Raw genomic sequence first — 18795 nt, forward strand, 5'->3', positions numbered from 1 at the left:
TTGAACGACTGGAACTTAGCGAGTGGGCGTCATCAGGGCGTCTCGCGCCGCCGGATCGCCTGCGCGTCGCCCGGCATCGCGCGCACTCGGGCGAGGCGATGCCCGCCTCCTACAGGGTGGCGGCTTAGAGAATTGAAATGCGACGGCAAGAAATGCCGCGTACGAGCGGACGCGTCACGCCACCCCCCCTCCGCTACGCGCGGTCACCGCGCCGAACACCTGCGCGAGCGCCATCAGCACGACGTTCTCCGCCGACACGGACGCCGGCGTCCTCGGTCCGCCGATCCAGCTTCCCCCCCCGACCGTCACCTCCCGCTCGGCCACCAGCGACCCGCGCACGTGGCACTGCGCCCCCACGACGATGCTGCCGCGCGACACGATCGCGCCGTCCACCAGCACGTCGTCCCCCAGCGTGCAGTCGCCGTGCACCTTCACGCTCCCGCCGATGCGCCCCCCGTCGCCCACCGTCAGGTCTCCCATCACCACCAGCGAACCGACCAGCGCCCCGCCCGGGGGGATGGCGAGATCGCCGGCAATCCGCGTGTAGCCGCGTTCGCGCCTGGCTCCTGGCGGGAGCTTCACCGTCCCCGTCACGATCGCGGGAATCGTGGGCGGGTCGGAGAGGACATCATCGCCCCCCCCGTCCCACGCCACCACGCGCGACGCGCGCACGCGGCGGAAGGTGACACCGGGCCCCATCAACAGCCGCCCCACCGCCGACGCCCGCCCATGGAGTGCGCTCCCACGCCCCACGCGCAGGTCGCCCGCGGCGTGCGCCCAGCGCAGCACCTCCGACCGGTCGCCTAACGATACATCGCGCTCGCCCAGCACGGCGCGGTACACCGCCCCCGCCCCGCCACGGAACGTGTCGCGCGCCAGGAGCTCGAGGAGGAACGTCTCCCCCCCGGGCGTCGCCAGCGCCCCGCTGGCAATCACCACCCGCGGAATCGTCCCATCCGCCGCCTCGACGTCGCGCAGCGCCGTCGCATCGCCCGTCAGCTGCACGAATGGCGTGCCGTCCCCCAGGCTCCCGACCAGCGCCCCCGCCCCGCCCGGCACGCCCCCGGCGCCTGCGGCGCCCACCCCCTCGGGCGCCCGTCCCTCCTCGCCCTCGCCCGGCGGACGCAGCACCGACGGGGGAAGCCATGCCGACGGGGGCAACTGTCGCGCGAGATAGTCCCGGAACCCGTCCGCGAAGATCGTGAGATCCCCGGCGTCGTGCCCGACCGCATCGAGCGGCTCGGCGTCGGTCGGGCGCACCAGCTCGCGGATCGCCGGAACGAGCGGGAGGAGGACCCACCCCGCCGTCGCGGCCACCAGGAGCAGGAACGGAAGCACGTTCATCCCCTCCCTCCCTCGATCGATCCGTCACCGGCGCGGCCACCTCCGTGGCCGTTCCCGCCGTTCCCGCCGTTCCCGCCGTTCCCGCCGTTCCCGCCATTCCCGCCATTCCCGCCACCAGCCTTCCCCGCGTCGACACTCCCGTTCCCGGGTTGCACCTGGCGGTACCGCTCGGTCTTGTCCCACCGCTTCGCCCGCCGCCCCAGCCCGCGTCCCACGAACTGCAGGATCGTCTCCTGCGACACCGCGAGCAGCGAGACCAGGAAGCCGAAGAAGAGGAACGGGAGGAGCCGCACCCGATGGCGCGATCCGTCCAGCCGCGTCGCCGCCGCCACCTCGAAGAACGCGGCGAAGTTCCCCAGCGTGCTGAACGCCGAGACGATCAGCAGCATCAGGATCCCGGACGACGGCTGGTAGCCCAGGTAGTAGAGCGTGAACGCCAGCACCCAGCCCAGCAGGAGGATCGGCCCCACCGCGAACACCCCCAGCAGGAGCGTCCCGTCCAGCGCCTGCGTCCACGTCACGTTCCCCTTTCGGGCCAGCACGCGCGCCACGTAACGCTTCAGCGCCTGGTTGTGCCCATGCGTCCAGCGGCGAATCTGCCGGATGCGCGTCGGCCAGTTCTCGGGGACCTCCTCATAACACTCCGACCGGTTCTGGTACACCACCTCCCACCCGGCCAACAGCAGGCGGAAGGTCATGTCGGTGTCCTCGGCGAGCGTATCGGTGCGCCACCCGCCGACGCTCGACAACGCCTCGCGCCTCACCCCGCCCACGGTCCCGCCGTACTGCGGCACCAGCCCCATGTTCATCCGCGCCTGCTGGTCCACCTGATAGCCCCCCGCGCGCTCCAGGTCGAGCAGGCGCGTGAGGAGCGAGCTCGAGACGTTCTGCGGCACCACCCGCCCCATCACCGCCCCCACTTCGGGGTCGAAGAACGGTGCCACCAGCTGCTTGAGCAGCTTCGGTCCGGGGATGTAGTCCGCGTCGAAGACGAGGTGCACCTCGCTCCCCACTCGTGCGCTCGCCTCGGCGAGCGCCGCCGCCTTCCCCGGCATGCCGCCGGTGCGCCACACCGGGCGCACCAGGTCGGGGTGGCGCTCCGCGTACTCGCGAAGGATCTGCCCCGTCGAGTCGGTCGAGCGGTCGTCGATCGGGATGATCGTCAGGCGGTCGTGCGGATAGTCGGCGGCGAGGAGCGCATCCAGCGATCCACGGATCACCTGCTCCTCGTTGTGGCACGGGATGAAGACCGTCACCGCCGGCCAATCCGCCACCGTGATGTCCACGTACGGCTGCCGCTGCCGTCCGAACAGGCGGTTGAACGTGAAGGTGTAGTGCCGCGCCGTGTACACCGCGAGCACCGCCACCACGCCCCACAGCAGGACGGCGAGTACCTGGATGATCATCGCGCCGTCGCCCCCCGCGCGCGCCCGCGCTCACCCCGCAGCGCCGGCGGGTGGCGCATGATGTCGGGCCAGCTCATCCCCCACCCGTAGAACGCGACGAAGACGAAGACCTCGACGAACATCCCCCACAGGAAGAACATCGCCGGGAGGACGAGCAGCGACAGGTGGTGCACCAGGTATGCGTGCACCGCCACTTGCAGCGGGAGGAGGACCGCGATGTGCCCCACCGTCATCGTCACCAGGAGCACCTTGCGCCAGAGTGCGATGTCGAACGGGAAGTAGGTGAGGCCGAGGACGAGCGGGATGAGGAAGAGGATCGCGCACCCCGCCTGCAGGAATCCCAGCGTGTACCCCGGGAGGGCGTACGGAAACGCGTCGGGGCGCCACGCGAATGCCACGATGCTGCTCAGCTGCACCAACAGCGAGAAGCGCAGGTAGTAGCGAAGCGGCGTGAAACGCTGCGGCAGCACCAGCGTCACCGCCAGGACCAGGGCACAGAGCCCGCCCACCACCCAGTAGTGCCAGCTCGCCGGGTGCGGCGCCGTCGTGGTGAGATGCGGAAGCGCGAACGAGAACACCTCACCCAGCGACACGGTCGCCATCGCCACCTCGCCGGGGAGTCCCGTCCAGGCCACGATGCGCTCCAGCAGCCAGCGCCACCCCTCGCCCAGCGGGCGGAGCGCCAGCAGCACCAGCGCCGACAGGAGGAGCGGGACCACCACCATGCTGAGGATGCGCGACGGCGTCAGCCGCCCGCTCACCATGGCCCGGTGCTGGCCGATCACCCCCCCTCGCGAGCCGCGCACGCGCAGCTCGCCCAACAGGCGCGCCCTCCGCTCGGAGGCGGGGAGCGCCGCGAGGGCCCGTGGCGTCAGGCTACCAGTGCGCGAAGACGCCAATGGTCACCCCCGTGCGCCGGTAGTACGGATTGCGATAGTGCTCCCCCTGCAGGAAGGCGCCGCCGAATGGCCCGAGCCACTGGCGCCACGAGACCGCGCCTTCGTGGCTGGTGAATCGCCGCACCGCCGCGCCGGGGCCGAGGAGCTGGTACCCCTCCCGCCCCGACGAGCCGCGCAGTACCACGACCGACGTCCCCTGCCTGCCTAACGTCAACGCCCCGTTGCCGCGCGCCGCGTCCACGTCGCCCGGGGTGCTGCGCGTCAGGCGCACCCCGGCCTCGGCCACCGCCACGGGCGAGAGGTAGGCGGTGAGCGCCGCGAACCCTCCCGCATCGCGATAGCCCAGCTTGCCGTCGACGAGCGTCGCCCCGACGGTCGAGACCAGCGCCTGCCGCGCCCCCCACTTGTACGAGAGCGACGCGTCCGCGCGCAGGTCCGGAAGGACGTAGCCGCCCGAGCCACCCGCAATCGCGATGTAGGTATACCAGCGATCCGTCCAGACGTGCTGGTTGGCGAGGCTGAGGTACGTCCCGGCGTCGCCGAAGGCGCGGCGGTGCAGTGCCTCGGCGAGCCAGGTGTCGCGCGCACCCACGGGGAGGGAGAGGCGTGTCCCCACCCCCTCCCAGTCGCCGAACCCGCCCGACACCTGGTGCCGATCGGCGAACAGCTCCACCCGGCGGTTGAGGTCCGGGGCGGGCGCTCCCTGCGCGCGCCCCACACTCGGCGCCACCACGAGCAACGCTGCCGCCAGCCGGGCCACCCCAGCCAGCAGGGGCGCGAGGGCAAGTGAGCGCAGCCGCCCGCGATCGCGGCCGCGTCCCGGGGTCATGGCTCGACGGCCCGCCGCGTCGGGAGGAGCGCAGGCCCCTCCGGCACCGGGAGTCCTCCCGCGTGCCGGGGCGCCCGCCGCATCAGCGTCTGCACGATGCGCTGCGCCGCCATCCCGTCGCCGAACGGGTTCTCGCCCGCCGTCATCTTCTCGATCTCGCGCACGTCGTCCAGGAGGAGCGTCGCCGCGTCGACGATGGCGAGCGTCTCCGTCCCCACCACGCGCCCGAACCCCGCCGCCACCACTTCCGGGCGCTCGGTGTTCTTGCGCAGGATCAGGACCGGCTTCCCCAGCGACGGACATTCCTCCTGGATCCCCCCGGAATCGGTCATCGCGAACTCGGAGCGACGCAGCAGCTCGAGCAGGTCCGCATAGCCTAACGGGTCCAGCAGCTCCACGCGAGGCATCCCCCCAAGTTCGTCGAACACCACGTCGCGCACGTGCGGGTTGAGGTGCACCGGGAAGACGAAGTGCGTATCCGTGTGCATCGACGCCAGCTCACCCACCGCCCGGCAGATGTTCGCCAGCGGCTCGCCCAGGTTCTCGCGGCGGTGCACCGTGCACAGGACGAAGCGCCGCTTCCCCCACGGGAGGGCGTTCAGGCGCGGCTCGTCGAACAGCGCCTTGCGCGGCATCCGCCGCAGCGCGTCGACGATCGTGTTCCCGGTGACCACGATCCGCTCGTCGGGGACGCCCTCGCGGAGCAGGTTCTGCCGCGCCGTCTCGGTGGGGGCGAAGTGCAGGTCGGCCACCACCGACGCCAGGCGCCGGTTGAGCTCCTCGGGGAACGGATTGCGCAGGTTCCCCGAGCGCAGCCCCGCCTCGATGTGCCCCACGGGGATCCCCAGGTAGTGCGCAGCCAGCGCGGCGCACAACACTGTCGTCGTGTCTCCCTGCACCAGGACCAGGTCCGGGCGCGTCTCGGCGAAGCACGACGACAGCGCCAGCATGGCCCGCGCCGTGAAGTCGGCCAGCGCCTGCTTGGTCGACATCAGCCCCAGGTCCACGTGCGGCTTGATCCCGAAGGCGTCCAGCGCCTGCGACAGCATCTCGCGGTGCTGCGCCGTCGTCACCACCATGGTGTCGATCACGTGGCGATGCTGCGCCAGCTCGAGAATCACCGGCGCCATCTTGATCGCCTCCGGACGCGTCCCGACGATCACGCAGACACGGTACTTCCCTCCATGCCCGATCGCGGACAGGTCACGCGGAGTCTGTCGATCTGCCACCCGCCGGTTCATCGGCGGGGTGCGGCGGTGCGTTTCGCCCGCCGCCTTGTAGTCGGTCATGCGTGGAGTGCTGGTGTCCGTCGCGCGTGAGTCGGCGCCCCATCCCATCGCTCACCCCGCCCGCCGCCGGTGGTCTCCTTACCCATTGCCGCGCAGGAAGTTGCGGCGCGGGCAAGCTCTGCCATTCAACAGACCGCTGGACAGGGGCCGACGCAACATCCCGCCGAGGCACGCCGCAAGGACGACCGGACCCTACATGCCGACCGCATGCGCCGCGAAGAATCCCCCCTGCGGATCCTTCGCCATGAAGATCTTCCCACCCGGAATGTCCATCACCGGCTGCACGATCGTCCCCCCCGCCGCCTCCGTCCGCGCCGCCGCCGCGTCGATGTCGGAAACGAGAATGTAGTACGCCCACGACGGCGGCATCGGCATCGCCTCCTGGATCGTGTACATCCCGCCCATCATCTCGCCATTCCGGGCAAAGATGCGATACGTCCCCATCTCACCCATGTCCATGTCGCTGTGCAGCGTCCAGCCGAAGAGCGCGCCGTAGAAGTCGAGCGCCCCGTTCAAGTCGCGCGTCGCCAGCTCGCGCCATGAGAACTCGCCCACCTCGGTCATCCCCTCGTGCCCCGGAGCGTCCTGCTCCGGCGTGAAGAGCGCGAAGACCGCACCATACGGATCGCGCACGACGGCGAACCGGCCGACGGTGGGGATCGGTGTCGGCGGCACTCGTACCGTCCCGCCGAGTGCCTTCACCTGAGCCGCCGTCGCGTCGATGTCGGGGGTGCCGACGTAGCCCAGCCAGTGCGGCGGCGTTCCGGCCGCCGCGGCCTCGGCGGGAAGCTGCATCACCCCCCCGATCGCCGTCCCCTTCACCGTCCACATGGTGTAGGGCATCCCTCCCCCTTCCCACACCTCGGTCCCCCATTCGGCGACCGATGTATAGAAGTCCCTGGCCGCCGCGACGTCGGTGGTCATGAGGTCGTGCCAGACAAAGCGACCGAGGTAGGAGGGGATCGGAGACATTTTCAGGTGGGGTGGGAGGGCAGACGGGGGACGGGAGACGGGAGACGGGAGACGGGAGTTCGGTGGCGCGAGGGGCATGGGGGGGGTGTGCGCCGCGTGCGACTACCCGTCGCAAGCAGATTCTCGCTCGCGAGTTCGGTTGACGCAGGGCAACGAAGCTGCACCCGTCCCGTTCTCCTGTCGATGCCCGAGTGACGAACCGTTCATCCCGGTGCACCGTCCTCGCCAAGCCGAACCACCCCCCGTAGCTTGCCTACACGCCGGACTCTCCCCGCCGTCGACGCCACCCCCGTCTCCCAACTCCCGTCTCCCGTCTCCCGTCTCCCGTCTCCCGTCTCCCGTCTCCCGTCTCCCGTCTCAAGACCTTGTCCCCTTCCCGCGTCCCCGACCACGCCACCCGCGGCTACATCATCCCCATCGGGGGCCGTATCGGCGATTCCGATATCCTCACCCACTTCGTCTCGCTCTGCGGCGGGCGGGAGGGTCGCATCGCGATCCTCCCCACCGCCTCGTCCGACCCCGACACCGGACGCGAGTACGAGAAGCTCTTCCTCAAGATGGGGGTGCGCGACGCCAAGGCGGTCGCCGTCGAGCGTCGGAGCGACGCCGACGACCAGGACTACCTCGAGGTCCTCGAGCGCGCCGACGGCGTCTTCCTCACCGGCGGCAACCAGCTCAAGCTCTCCACCACGTTAGGCGGGACCCCCGTCGCCAAGCTCCTGCGGATCCGCAACGCGCACGGCCAGCACGTCGCCGGCACCTCGGCCGGGGCCGCGTTCCTGTCGGAGCACATGATCGCCTTCGGCGAGGAAGGCCCCACACCCAAGGTCGGGATGGCCACGCTCGCCCCGGGGCTCGGCCTCACCAACCGTGTCGTCGTCGACCAGCACTTCCGCCAGCGCGACCGCCTCGGCCGCCTGCTCATGGCCCTCTCCCTCAACCCCTTCGCCGTGGGACTCGGCCTCGACGAGGACACCGCCGCCTTCATCGGCCCGGATGACGTCATGGAGATCCGCGGCTCCGGTGGGATCACCGTCATCGATCCCTCGCGCGTGGAGTACTCCAGCGCCGATCACACCGATCGTGGCCAGCCCATCTCGCTCGTCGGCGTCAAGCTCCACATCCTCACCCACGGCGCCTCGTACGACCTGCACACGCGGCTCGCGGACACCAGCGCCATGCAGCCCTCGGGATAGGCCGCGCGCCGCGTTCGTGCCGATCACGGGCGAGGCGCAGTTGCGCACGCCGACTCTCGTCTTCTCGTCTTCTCGTCTTCTCATTCTCTGATGCAGATTCTCGATCGCCGCACCTTCGTCGGCCCCTCCATCTACGCCCACTTCGCGGTCATCCGCCTCGAAGTCGACCTGGGCGAGCTGGAAGCGTGGCCCACCATGCGGCTCGGGCACGCCTTCGTGGATGCCCTCGTCGAGCGCCTGCCGGGGCTGGGAGAGCACGGGTGCTCGTACGGCGAGTCCGGCGGCTTCATCCGCCGCATGACGGAAGACGAAGGGACCTGGCTCGGCCACGTCCTCGAGCACGTCGCCATCGAGCTGCAGAACATCGCCGGCGAGGACGTCACCTTTGGGAAGACGCGCTCCATCGACGGACGCCCCGGTGTCTACGACGTCGTCTTCGAGTACGAGCAGGCGGAGGTGGGGAACGAGGGCGCCGACCTCGCGCTGGCGCTCCTGCACTCGCTCCTCCCGCCCGCCCTTCGCCCCGAGGGATTCGAGGCCGATTGGAACTGGGAGACGGCGCGCGACGAGTACATCCGCTACGCGCAGCGCCGCGCGCTCGGCCCTTCCACGGCGTCGATCGTGCACGAGGCGGCGCGCCGCGGGATCCCGTGGATCCGCCTCAACCAGTTCTCCCTTATCCAGCTGGGCCACGGGAAGTACCAGAAGCGCATCCAGGCCACCGTCACCTCGCAGACCTCGCACATCGCCGTCGAGCTGGCGTCGGACAAGGAGGAGACCAACCGGATCCTCTCCTCGTTAGGCCTCCCCGTCCCGCTGCAGCGCCTCGTGCAGACCGAGGATGGCTGCGTGCAGGCGGCCCGCCGCATCGGCTATCCCGTCGTGGTCAAGCCGTACAACGCCAACCACGGGCGCGGCGTCTCCATCCACCTGATGGACGAGGCGGCCGTGCGCATCGCCTTCCAGAAGGCCAGGGAGCACTCGAAGTCGGTCATCGTGGAAAGCTTCATCACCGGAGCCGACCATCGCATGCTCGTCATCAACGGCGAGCTCGTCGCCGCGTCCAAGCGCCTCCCGGGGCGCGTGGTCGGCGATGGCGTCCGCACCATCGAGGCCCTGGTCGCCGAGGTCAACGCCGACCCCCGTCGCGGGATCGGGCACGAGAAGGTCCTCACCCGCATCGAGCTCGACCACGAGGCGCAGCGGCTGATGGAGGCGAAAGGGTACACGAAGGACTCCATTCCCCCGGCTGGCGCGTCGGTCATGCTGCGCCTGACGGCCAATCTCTCCACCGGCGGGACCGCCACCGACGTCACCGACATCGTCCACCCCGACAACGTCGAGATGGCGGTGCGTGCCATCAAGGCGATCGGGCTCGACGTGGGCGGCGTCGACTTCCTCACCCCCGACATCTCCCAGTCCTACAAGGACAGCGGCGGCGCCATCTGCGAGGTCAATGCCGCGCCGGGCTACCGCATGCACATGGCTCCCAGCGAGGGGAAGCCGCGCGACGTGGCCGGCAAGACGGTCGACATGCTCTTCCCCCCGGGAAGCCCGAGCTGGATTCCCATCGCCGCCGTCACCGGTACCAACGGGAAGACGACGACGGCCCGCATGCTGGCCCATATCCACAAGCTCGCCGGCCGGCACGTCGGACTCACCAGCACCGATGGCGTCTACGTGGACGGGCAGCGCACCGTCCCCGGCGACATGACCGGCCCGGTGGCGACCCGCATGGTGCTCAGCGACCCGTCGGTCGACGTCGCGGTGCTCGAGGTTGCACGTGGCGGTCTCCTGCGCGCCGGCATGGGGGTGCGCCACGTCGACGTGGGCGCGGTGCTCAACGTCCAGAGCGACCACCTGGGAATGCGCGGCGTCGACACGCTCGACGAGTTGGCCGAGGTCAAGCGCATCATTGCCGAGGTGGCGCGCGACACCGCCGTCCTCAACGCCGACGACCCGCGCGTCTTGCGCATGGCGGGGTACACCGAGGCCAGGCACGTCTGCTACGTGACGATGAACCCGCAGCACGAGCTGGTGCGCGAGCACATCCGCGCCGGCGGACGCGCCATTGCGCTCGAAGCCGGGATCAACGGGCAGATGATCACCATCTACGATCGCGGCGCCCACATCCCGCTCCTCTGGACACATCTCGTCCCCGCCACCATGGAGGGGAAGGCCACCTTCAACGTGCAGAACGCGATGTTCGCCGCGGCGATGGCCTTCTCCATGGGCGTGCGCCTCGAGGACATTCGCAACGGGCTGCGCACCTTCCACACGACCTTCTACCAGGCCCCCGGGCGGATGAACGTCTTCGACGAGCATCCGTTCAAGGTCATCATGGATTACGGCCACAACGCCGCCGCCGTCGACTCCGTCTGCCAGCTCGTCACCCGCCTCGACGTGAAGGGACGCCGCATCTGCGTCGTCGCCGGCCCCGGCGACCGGCGCGACGAGGACATCGTGGAGATCGGCCAGGCGGCGGCCCGTGGCGACTTCGATCACTACATCGTCCGACGCGACGACGACCTGCGCGGGCGCGGCGGCGACGAGGTACCGCGCCTCATCCGTGACGCACTACTTGCCGCCGGCATCACCGAGTCGCGCATCACGCTCATCCCCGACGAGCAGGAGGCCATGGACGCCGCCCTCCGCATGGCGCGCCCAGGCGACCTCGTCCTGCTCTTTGCCGATGCCCTCGCCCGCAGCTGGAAGCAGGTGGTACACTTCCGTCCCACGCTCGAGGACGGGACCCTGGCCCCGCCGCGGCGCACGGGCGAGTGGGCCGTCGCCGACTTCGCGGCCACGACGCCCGGCGATGGCGCCGCCGGAGACGTCCCCGCCTTCACCGACGACGTGGTCATCGTCCGAGACGAGCGCGGCGTCCACATCGCCCGCGAGAGTGACGACTAGGGGCCCGATCGGCGATATTGAGCCTCCAGCACCAACCCCGGATACGTCCCTGCCCAACTGCATCGTCGATTCGCGGCGCCTCCTTGGCGCCAACCTGTTCTCCCTGCGCCCGGGCGCAGTGCTCGAGCTCCTCGCAAGCGACGACGAACGCCCCGCGCTCCTCCTCGCCTGGCGCACCACGGCCCGGCACTTCGCCGCCCGCCTCGGGTGGACCGGCGTCGAGACGATCGTGCGCACGCACCCGGGGGGCGCCCAGTGTTTCATCTCCGCCCCCATCGACGCCCTCCTCACCGCCACCGAGGTCAACGAACAGGCCTGGCTCGCCGCCGAGCGGCTGGTGGAGGGGCGTTGCGTCACCGACGAGCGCGACGTCATCGACCGGTTGCGGGTGCATGCGCACCACGAGTCGCGTCCCCGCCTCGTGGCGCTCGAGCGCGAGGCCGCGCGCCGGGGGGTCAACTTCACGGTCGACGACGACTCGATATCGTTAGGCGCCGGCACCGGGAGCGTGACCGTCCCCCTCGGCGCCCTCCCCATTCCCGGGATGGTGCAGTGGGAGGGGGTGCACGACATCCCCATCGCCCTCGTCACCGGCTCCAACGGCAAGACGACCACCACGCGCCTGCTCGCCGCCATGCTCTCCGAGGGCGGGCACGTCGCCGCCCTCACGTCGACCGACGGCGTCTGGTGCGCCGGCCAGCTCATCGACGAGGGCGATTACTCCGGTCCCGCCGGCGCACGCCTCGCGTTGCGCGACCAGCGCGCCACCGCCGCCGTGCTCGAGACCGCCCGCGGCGGGATCCTGCGCCGGGGCCTCGCCGTGACCCACGCCGCCGCCGCCGTCGTCACCCGTGTCACCGCCGACCACCTGGGTGAGTACGGCATCCACGACCTCCGCGCGCTCGGCGAGGTCAAGCTGGTCGTCGCCCGCGTCGTCACCTCCGGCGGGCGGGTCGTCCTCAATGCCGACGACCGTACCCTGGTGGCCCTCGCCGCGACGGTGGGCGCCCCCATCACCTGGTTCTCGCTCGACGCCGGGAATCCCACCGTCGCCGCCTACGTTGCAGCTGGCGGTGAGGCCTGCGTGCTGCGTGACGACACCCTCACCTACGTGTCACCGGCAGGCGAGACCGCGCTCGGCGAGGCCACCACCATGCCCCTCACCCTCGGCGGTGCCGCCCGCTACAACGTCGCCAACGCCCTCGCCGCCTCCGCCACGGCGATCGCGATGGGCGTCGCCCCCGACGCCGTCCGCGCCACCCTCGCGCGCTTCGGGCGCCTCCCCACCGACAACCCCGGCCGCCTCTCCCTCCTCGAGTACAACGGCGCCCGCATCGTCGTCGATTTCGTTCACAACCCCGACGGGTGGCTCGCCCTGTCGGACGCGCTGCACGACATTCCCGCCCGGCGGCGCCTCGTGGTCATCGGACAGGCCGGCGACCGGGACGACGAGGCGCTCGAGGAGCTGGCCGCCGCCGTCTGGAACGAGGAGCCGGACGTCGTGATCCTGAAGGAGATGCCGCGCTTCCTGCGAGGCCGCGAATCGGGAGACGTCACCGGGCGGCTCGCCGAGGCGCTCCTCTCGCTCGACTGCCCGCGCGAGGCGCTGCGCTTCGCCGACGGCGAGCTGGCCGCCGTGCAGCTGGCGATGGCCGAGTCACGCCCCGGCGACCTCCTCATCCTCAGCGTACACGCCGACTACCACGCGGCCATGCACGCGCTTCAGGAGGCGGGCGCCCGCGTGGTGTCGTCCTTCACCTGATCGCGCTTCTCGCGCGCCGCCTGCTCCCTCGCCGCCTGCTCCGCCGCGGCGCGCGCCTCCGCCTTCCGCCGGGCCGTGTCGTACAGCCACCACTCCAGGTGGCTCCCCACGATCGGGAGCGGCAGGGCACCTAACGACAGCATCTCCGCGTGCCAGGCGCTGAGCGAGAAGTCGCGCCCCTGCTCGCGCTGCATCCACGCCCGCATCGCCGCCACCTCGCGCGCGCCCAGCGCCCCGGCCCCGGCGAGCCCCGGGCGATTCACCACCCGCTCCACCAGCATCGTGTCCACCTCCGCCGCAGTGGCGAGTACGTAGCGCCCCAGCACCGCCCGCGCCTGCGGAATCGACCACCCCAGATAGTGGATCCCCGTGTCCACCACCAGCAGCGCCACCGACGCCCCCTCGTCCAGCAGCCGCCCATACGCGTCCAGGGGGGCGGCGTACATCCCCAGCTCCCCCGCCAGCGACGCCGCGTACTGCGCCCAGCCGTCGCTGAATCCGGGCGTCCGCATGAAGCGCCGCAACGGCGGGATCGCCGCATTCCCGCCCACCAGCGCCGCTGCGAAATGTTGCCCCGGCGCCAGCTGGCGATAGCTCGTCGACGCCACCACCCCCGCGACCGCCGGGCGCCGCCATCGCTCCGTCAGCAGCAACGTCCCGATCGTGTCCTCCACGTTGGCCGGGAGGTACACCCCGTCGGGCCACAGCAAGGCCTCGGCGGCGGTGGCCCGACGGACGATGGCGTCGTGCGCCGGGCGGCAAGCGAACGGCGCGGCCAGCGCCGGCGCCAGCTGCGCCTGACGGGCGGCCAGCGCGGCCGCCACCACCTCGACGGAGCGGGCGTCCCCCATCGCCAGCCGCAACGAGTCGTGGAAGGCGCGCGCGTCCGGGTTCCATCGATGCTCCCGGCGCAGCGCCGTCATCGTCGCGTCGATGCGCCTGAGCTCGGCCAGCCCGACCCGATGCGCCTCTTCCGGCGGAACGTCGAGCGACGACGCACGCCGCAGCAGGTGGCGGTACAGCTCCTTCCCCCCCGCATACTGCCAGAGCCCGGGACGGTCCGATGCCGCCGGGAGATACGACGCGCCCAGATAGGTCACCAGCGAATCGAGCGCCGGGACGATCCGCAGCGATGCCAGCGACTCGACCTCCGCCAGGAAGGCCGCACGTCCCGCGGAATCGAGTGCCGCCAGCCGCTCCGGCGGCGGACGCCATGGCCCATCGCGCCCGAGCAACATCACTCCGCGATAGAACGAGATGGCCGACTCCACCAGCTCGCGTGGCGCCACGTACCCGCGCTTCCTCCGTTCCTCCAACCCCGCCTGGATCCGCTCGGCGAGGAACGGTAACGCCTCCACGAAGAAGAGGTATCGTTCGACATCCGACGTCGTCGCCAGGGGATGCAGGCGATACACCTCCACCAGGTCGCGGATCGGCGTCGTGGCCGGCGAGAGGAACGAGAAGTCGGGCCAGTAGAAGGCCGACGCCTCGGCGCGCGCCTCCGTCTCCCATCGGAGCGCCAGGGTCGTGAGGTAGTCACCCTGTGACAGCGCACCGACGTTCAACCGATCCAGCCCGCGCGCCACACGTTGCGCCAGGCGCAGGTCGCCCTTGCGCCCCTCCGCCGAGAGATCCGGCAGCATCGTCACCGGGAGTCCGTTGGCGAGCGCCACGTCGTAGCGACGCCCCAGGGCGTCGCGCCAGTACTCGGTCAGCACCTCCTGCAGCACCTGGCGCGCCACCGCCGAGTCGGCCGGTGTGGGCACGAGCGGGGGCGGGTTGAGGATCGCGCACGCCGACTGGAACGCTCCCGCCATCGCCACGAGCAAGGCGCGCAGCACGTGAGTTCGGCGACGTCGGGGCAGCGGCAAGGCTTGCGGGGGTTGCACCAGTGGAGTGATCGTGACGATGCCTACCATGCGGCGTGGCACCGCCCCCGGAAAGGGACGACGGAGCCTCGACGCAACGTAGTACCCCGCCTGCGCCGCAGTAGCCCCACCGCCGCGCGGTGCCGTAGCTTTCGCCCGATGATCGGCGACCTGTGGCGCTCCCTCGCAGCCTCGCTCACCCCCCTCGAGGGGACCGCGGTGGCGTTCGGGCTGGTGAGCGTCTGGCTCAGCACCCGCGAGAACATCTGGAGCTGGCCCACCGCCATCGTCAACGTGGGGCTCTACTCCGTCCTCTTCCTGCGCGAGAAGCTCTACGCCGACGCGGGGTTGCAGCTCATCTACCTCGTCCTGTCCATCTATGGGTGGTACGAGTGGAAGTTCGGCGGCGAGAACCGCAGCGAGTTGCACGTGTCGCGCCTCACTCCGCGCCTGGCCGTCACGTTGGGTGCCATCGGCCTCGCCGGCTCCGCCGCCCTCGGGTGGTTGCTGCACCGGCACACCGATGCCTCGCTCCCCTACCTCGACGCCACGCTGTCCGTGTTCTCGCTCATCGCCCAATGGATGATGACGCGCAAGATCCTGGAGAATTGGGCGCTCTGGATCGTGCTGGACGTGGTGTACGTCTGGATGTTCGTCTTCCTCAAGCACCTGAACTTCACCGCCTTCCAGTACGGCGTCTTTCTCGCCCTGGCGGTGCTGGGGCTGCGCGACTGGAAGCGGTCGTACGAGGCCCGTCGTGCCATCGCCGTCGCCTGAGCGTGAAATGCACCTGACGGTCGCGCTCCGCCATGTCGCCTGAGCCCGAGTCGCCGGCGGTTGGGACTCGCGCTCGCGTCCCACGCATCGTGGTCACCGGCGGTGAGAGCACCGGGAAGACCACCCTGGCCGCGGCGCTCGCCAAGGCGTTGGGATCGCTGTGGGTCCCCGAGTACTCGCGCAGCTATGCCGAGCAGGTGGGGCGGGCGCTGACGTGGGCCGACGTTGAGCCCATTGCGCGGGGGCAGGCGGCCGTCGAGGACGCGGCGATCGAGCGCTGGCGCGCCCAGTTCGGGCGCAGCCGCGACGCCCCCCCGCTGGTGCTCGACACCGACCTCGTGAGCACCACGGTGTACGCCGAGCATTACTACGGGGCATGCCCCGAGTGGATCATGGCCGCGGCGCGGGAGCGGCTGGGCGACCTGTACCTGCTGTGCGAGCCCGACCTGCCGTGGGAGGCCGATGGCGTGCGCGATCAGCCTGCCGCTGGAACCAGGCTGCATTCGGCGTTTGGGGAGCGCCTGCGCACGCTCGGAGCTCGCGTTGCGCCAGTGCGAGGAATCGGACACACAAGGCTCGAGGCCGCACTTGCCGCGGTGAGAACCGCCCTCGTCTCTCCCGCCGTCGACAGCGGGCGCTAGCCGCCCGGCAGCCCGACTCCCCCTCGCCACGCATCGATTGCACACCCGCTGCTAACCGCAAGACCTCGACGACGACCCCGTCACGCCGAGTGATACCTCGACTGCAGCCAGTTCATCGCCGCATCGGATATCGCCTGGGGCACTTCGTGCCCGCCGGTGAATTCCTGGTACTCCACCGAGTAGCCCTGCGAACGGAACTTCGGTACCAGAAGCCGACTGCTCTGGTTGATCGGCAACACGGTGTCCTGGATGCCGTGCGAGATGAAGATCTCCGGCTTGCCGCGCGCCGTGGACGACGCGAAGAAGCCCGGCGAGTAGCCGATCACCTGGCTGAACAGGTCGCCGTTGGCCAGTCCGAGCGAGAGGGCGTACGAAGCGCCGTCGGAGAAACCCGCGACGGCAATGTGGCGCGCGTCGAACGCGCATACCGAGAAGGTGTACGCCAGCGCCCGGTCGATGAACTCGACGTCGGGACCGAAGCCGCCGAACCGAATGTCCCATGACGAGGCACGCGACTCCGGCGCCAGCATGACGAACCTGTTCGCGTCGGCGCGGTTGCCGTACGACCCGAACCACATCGACGCCGCCCCGCTCGCCCCGTGCAGCAGGACGACCAACGGCAACGGTACCGTCGGGGCGTAGCCGGTGGGGACGTAGAGCAGTCCATCGCGCGAACTACCGAGACCCAACTGGTGGAGCCCCGGAGCGAGCGCCGACGTTGGCGAGCCGACGCGCGACTGCAGGTGTTCGGCGCCGTCGCCGGACGGACCAGCCGAATCGCCCTTGCAGCCGGCGAGCATGCCGATCGACGCCGCGGCTTGGGCAAGGAAGAGGCGTCGGTCGATTCCCGCCTCGCGCGGGCTTGGTGCTGGTGAGTGCGTCGTCACAGAGGCCTGCAGGGTGAATGTCTCCAGGAGCAACTTCCTCCCAGCCTAGGTGCCCGGCCAGTCAATGGTGACGAGGCAGGATTTCCTGTGACGACGCGTACCCGGAATGGTGTCAGGCCTGGCCCAGGCGGCGCCGAGACGCCGTCAGGTCGGAGAGGCAGCATTCTCGGCGCCTTCCCGTTCGCCCCCTTTCCCCCGATACCAGTACGCCACCCCCAGCAGAAACACCCCCGCCAGCAGGTATCCCCCCACCCGCCACCCGATCGACAGCGACGACGTCTCGGCCATCGCCTTGACCGCCGCGAAGACCGCCAGCGCCAACCCCAGCTGCCGCAACATCGGAATCCCTCGCCACCGCCCGAGCCCGATCGCCACCACGCCGCTCATCGCGTAGTACGCCACCAACAGGAACGTCGACACGTCGAGTGACACGGTGCGCGACAGCTCGGCGTGGATCCACAAAAAGGTCAGCACCCCGCCCAGGATGCGAACGACCGTCCGCGGCATCGTCGTCACGACGCCACCGTCAGCTGCATCAGTGCGCGCCGCGTGCCACGAGAACACAACCCACGCCGAGCAAATGGCGAGCGCCGCCCCCGACGCCGGCGTCAGGAAGGGATTGGTGATCCAGCGCCCGCGGTCGCCCAGCGCGTCGAACGCCACCGCCGCGCCGATCGCCAGCCAGCCGAGCGCCGCCACGCCGACGCCGCGCAGCACCAGGCGCCGCATCACGATCGCCATCGCCGCACCATACACCGCGATCGCCACGGCGAAGGCCACCTCCCGGTTGTCGAACTGAAGGGCGATCGCCACCCCGCCCATCGCCGCTGCCATGAAGGCGTGCCACTCCCGCGCCCCGTCGCGATTGGCCGCGGCGGCTCCGGCGCTCCCCGCCGCCCACAGCACCGCCAGCGCCACGTCCGCGTATGCGGCGCCACGCCCCGCCGTCGCCAGCGCCGCCACCAGAGTCGCCGCCGGCAGCAGCAACGCCGCCACGAGCTGTACCACCCGCTCGGCGCCCCCGCCGCGCGCCATGAGGAAACCGCTCACGACGATCGTCGCCGCCAGCATGTAGCGCATCGTGCTCACGCTCGGACGCTCGTGGATCGCCAGCAGGGCAAGCGTCGCCGTGATGAGCGCCACCGTCGCCAATCGCTCTCGCGACGCGCCCCGCACGAAGAGCAGCGCCAGCCACCCCACGGCGATGGCGAACACGCTCGGCGCCCCAGCGCGCACCCACACCTCCGACTGCGACAGCTTTCCGCTCGCCGCCGCCGCGTAGGCCATCACGCCAAGCCCCAGGACGAACGGCGTCTTGCTCCACACTCGCGCGCGCATCGCCCGCATCCCCGCTCCCAGCACGATCGCCCCATACAAGAGCAGGAGCACGGGATCGCCGGTCTCCGCCGACGTGACGAACGGCGCCAGGAGCGCGCCGCCGAAGCCGACATTGAACAGCGACTGGTCCTCCTCGCGCAGTGCCAGCAGTGCCAACCCAGCCGACGCCGCCGAGGCCACGCCTAACGCCGCTGCGTCGGGGACCAGGTGCAAGAGCGGCCCTGCCCCCCAACACACCACATGCATGATGGCCAGCGACAGCGCGAGGAGCACGCTCCCGAACCGCGGCGAGTCCCCGCGGCGCAGCCGCCACCCCACCGCCGCCACGACCCCGGCCAGAAGGGCGCCGAGGATCACCCGCATCGCCGGCCCGATGATTCCGTTCCTGACTGCCCAGCCGATGAAGGCGCCGACCCCCATGAGGATGGTGAACGCAGCCAGAGCGAGCGTCCCGTAGCGGCCGATGAAGGCCTCCATGTTCGGGCGATCCCAGTGCCGCGACGGGCGCCCACGCGCTGCGCGCGACTCGGCGCTGTCGCTGGCGAAGCCCGACGCCATGCGGCGCAGCTCGTCGCTGACGAAGGGCGCCGAGGTACTGGCGACTTGTGCCGAAGTCGCGTCGATTGACGCTGTGGCCAGGGGTGTCGGGGGCTCCGGAGCTCGATGCGCCGTGC

Annotated in this window: 14 protein-coding genes; 5 read left to right on the plus strand and 9 right to left on the minus strand. The window is 70.8% G+C overall.

What is annotated here, in order from left to right:
- Window positions 1–174 precede the first annotated feature (174 nt).
- The 6 genes from ABS52_01185 to ABS52_01210 form a co-directional block, all read right to left on the minus strand.
- Window positions 175–1344 carry a hypothetical protein gene (locus ABS52_01185; protein ODT05333.1) on the minus strand — a complete coding sequence of 390 codons (1170 nt, stop codon included), beginning with the start codon at window positions 1342–1344 and terminating at the stop codon, window positions 175–177.
- Window positions 1341–2750, minus strand: coding sequence for a glycosyl transferase family 2 (locus tag ABS52_01190; GenBank protein ID ODT05334.1), 1410 nt, complete (start codon window positions 2748–2750; stop codon window positions 1341–1343). Before ABS52_01190 ends, ABS52_01185 begins: the two co-directional genes overlap by 4 nt.
- Complete coding sequence (locus ABS52_01195; GenBank protein ID ODT05335.1) at window positions 2747–3571, minus strand: hypothetical protein; 825 nt, start codon at window positions 3569–3571, stop codon at window positions 2747–2749. Before ABS52_01195 ends, ABS52_01190 begins: the two co-directional genes overlap by 4 nt.
- Window positions 3572–3626: 55 nt before the next feature.
- Window positions 3627–4478 (minus strand): hypothetical protein, encoded by an 852-nt coding sequence (locus tag ABS52_01200; GenBank protein ID ODT05336.1) that lies wholly within the window; start codon window positions 4476–4478, stop codon window positions 3627–3629.
- On the minus strand, window positions 4475–5719 hold the full coding sequence (locus ABS52_01205; GenBank protein ODT05422.1) for a UDP-N-acetylglucosamine 2-epimerase: 1245 nt from the start codon (window positions 5717–5719) through the stop codon (window positions 4475–4477). Before ABS52_01205 ends, ABS52_01200 begins: the two co-directional genes overlap by 4 nt.
- 240 nt (window positions 5720–5959) lie before the next feature.
- Complete coding sequence (locus tag ABS52_01210; protein ID ODT05337.1) at window positions 5960–6739, minus strand: hypothetical protein; 780 nt, start codon at window positions 6737–6739, stop codon at window positions 5960–5962.
- Between the two features lie 365 nt (window positions 6740–7104).
- Here ABS52_01210 and ABS52_01215 point away from each other — a divergent pair, with 365 nt between their 5' ends.
- From ABS52_01215 to ABS52_01225, 3 genes are all read left to right on the plus strand, one after another.
- Complete coding sequence (locus ABS52_01215; GenBank protein ODT05338.1) at window positions 7105–7935, plus strand: cyanophycinase; 831 nt, start codon at window positions 7105–7107, stop codon at window positions 7933–7935.
- Between the two features lie 90 nt (window positions 7936–8025).
- A complete protein-coding gene (locus ABS52_01220) occupies window positions 8026–10848 on the plus strand; it encodes a cyanophycin synthetase (GenBank protein ODT05339.1) in 2823 nt (940 codons plus the stop codon).
- 118 nt (window positions 10849–10966) lie between these two features.
- Window positions 10967–12610 (plus strand): hypothetical protein, encoded by a 1644-nt coding sequence (locus tag ABS52_01225; GenBank protein ODT05340.1) that lies wholly within the window; start codon window positions 10967–10969, stop codon window positions 12608–12610.
- On the opposite strand, the gene ABS52_01230 is transcribed toward ABS52_01225, so the two are convergent.
- Complete coding sequence (locus ABS52_01230) at window positions 12571–14451, minus strand: hypothetical protein (GenBank protein ODT05341.1); 1881 nt, start codon at window positions 14449–14451, stop codon at window positions 12571–12573. The genes ABS52_01225 and ABS52_01230 overlap by 40 nt on opposite strands.
- 186 nt (window positions 14452–14637) lie before the next feature.
- On the opposite strand from ABS52_01230, the gene ABS52_01235 reads away from it, so the two are divergent.
- Complete coding sequence (locus ABS52_01235; GenBank protein ODT05342.1) at window positions 14638–15255, plus strand: hypothetical protein; 618 nt, start codon at window positions 14638–14640, stop codon at window positions 15253–15255.
- Window positions 15256–15287: 32 nt separating this feature from the next.
- Entirely contained in the window at window positions 15288–15896 is a 609-nt protein-coding gene (locus tag ABS52_01240; GenBank protein ODT05343.1) for a hypothetical protein, read from the plus strand.
- An 80-nt stretch (window positions 15897–15976) separates the two neighbouring features.
- On the opposite strand, the gene ABS52_01245 is transcribed toward ABS52_01240, so the two are convergent.
- Entirely contained in the window at window positions 15977–16696 is a 720-nt protein-coding gene (locus ABS52_01245) for a hypothetical protein (protein ODT05344.1), read from the minus strand.
- A 231-nt stretch (window positions 16697–16927) separates the two neighbouring features.
- The gene (locus ABS52_01250) at window positions 16928–18679 is read right to left on the minus strand and encodes a hypothetical protein (protein ODT05345.1); all 1752 of its coding nucleotides are present in this window, start codon (window positions 18677–18679) and stop codon (window positions 16928–16930) included.
- Window positions 18680–18795 lie beyond the last annotated feature (116 nt).

Source organism: Gemmatimonadetes bacterium SCN 70-22, from assembly GCA_001724275.1.
GTDB lineage: Bacteria > Gemmatimonadota > Gemmatimonadetes > Gemmatimonadales > Gemmatimonadaceae > SCN-70-22.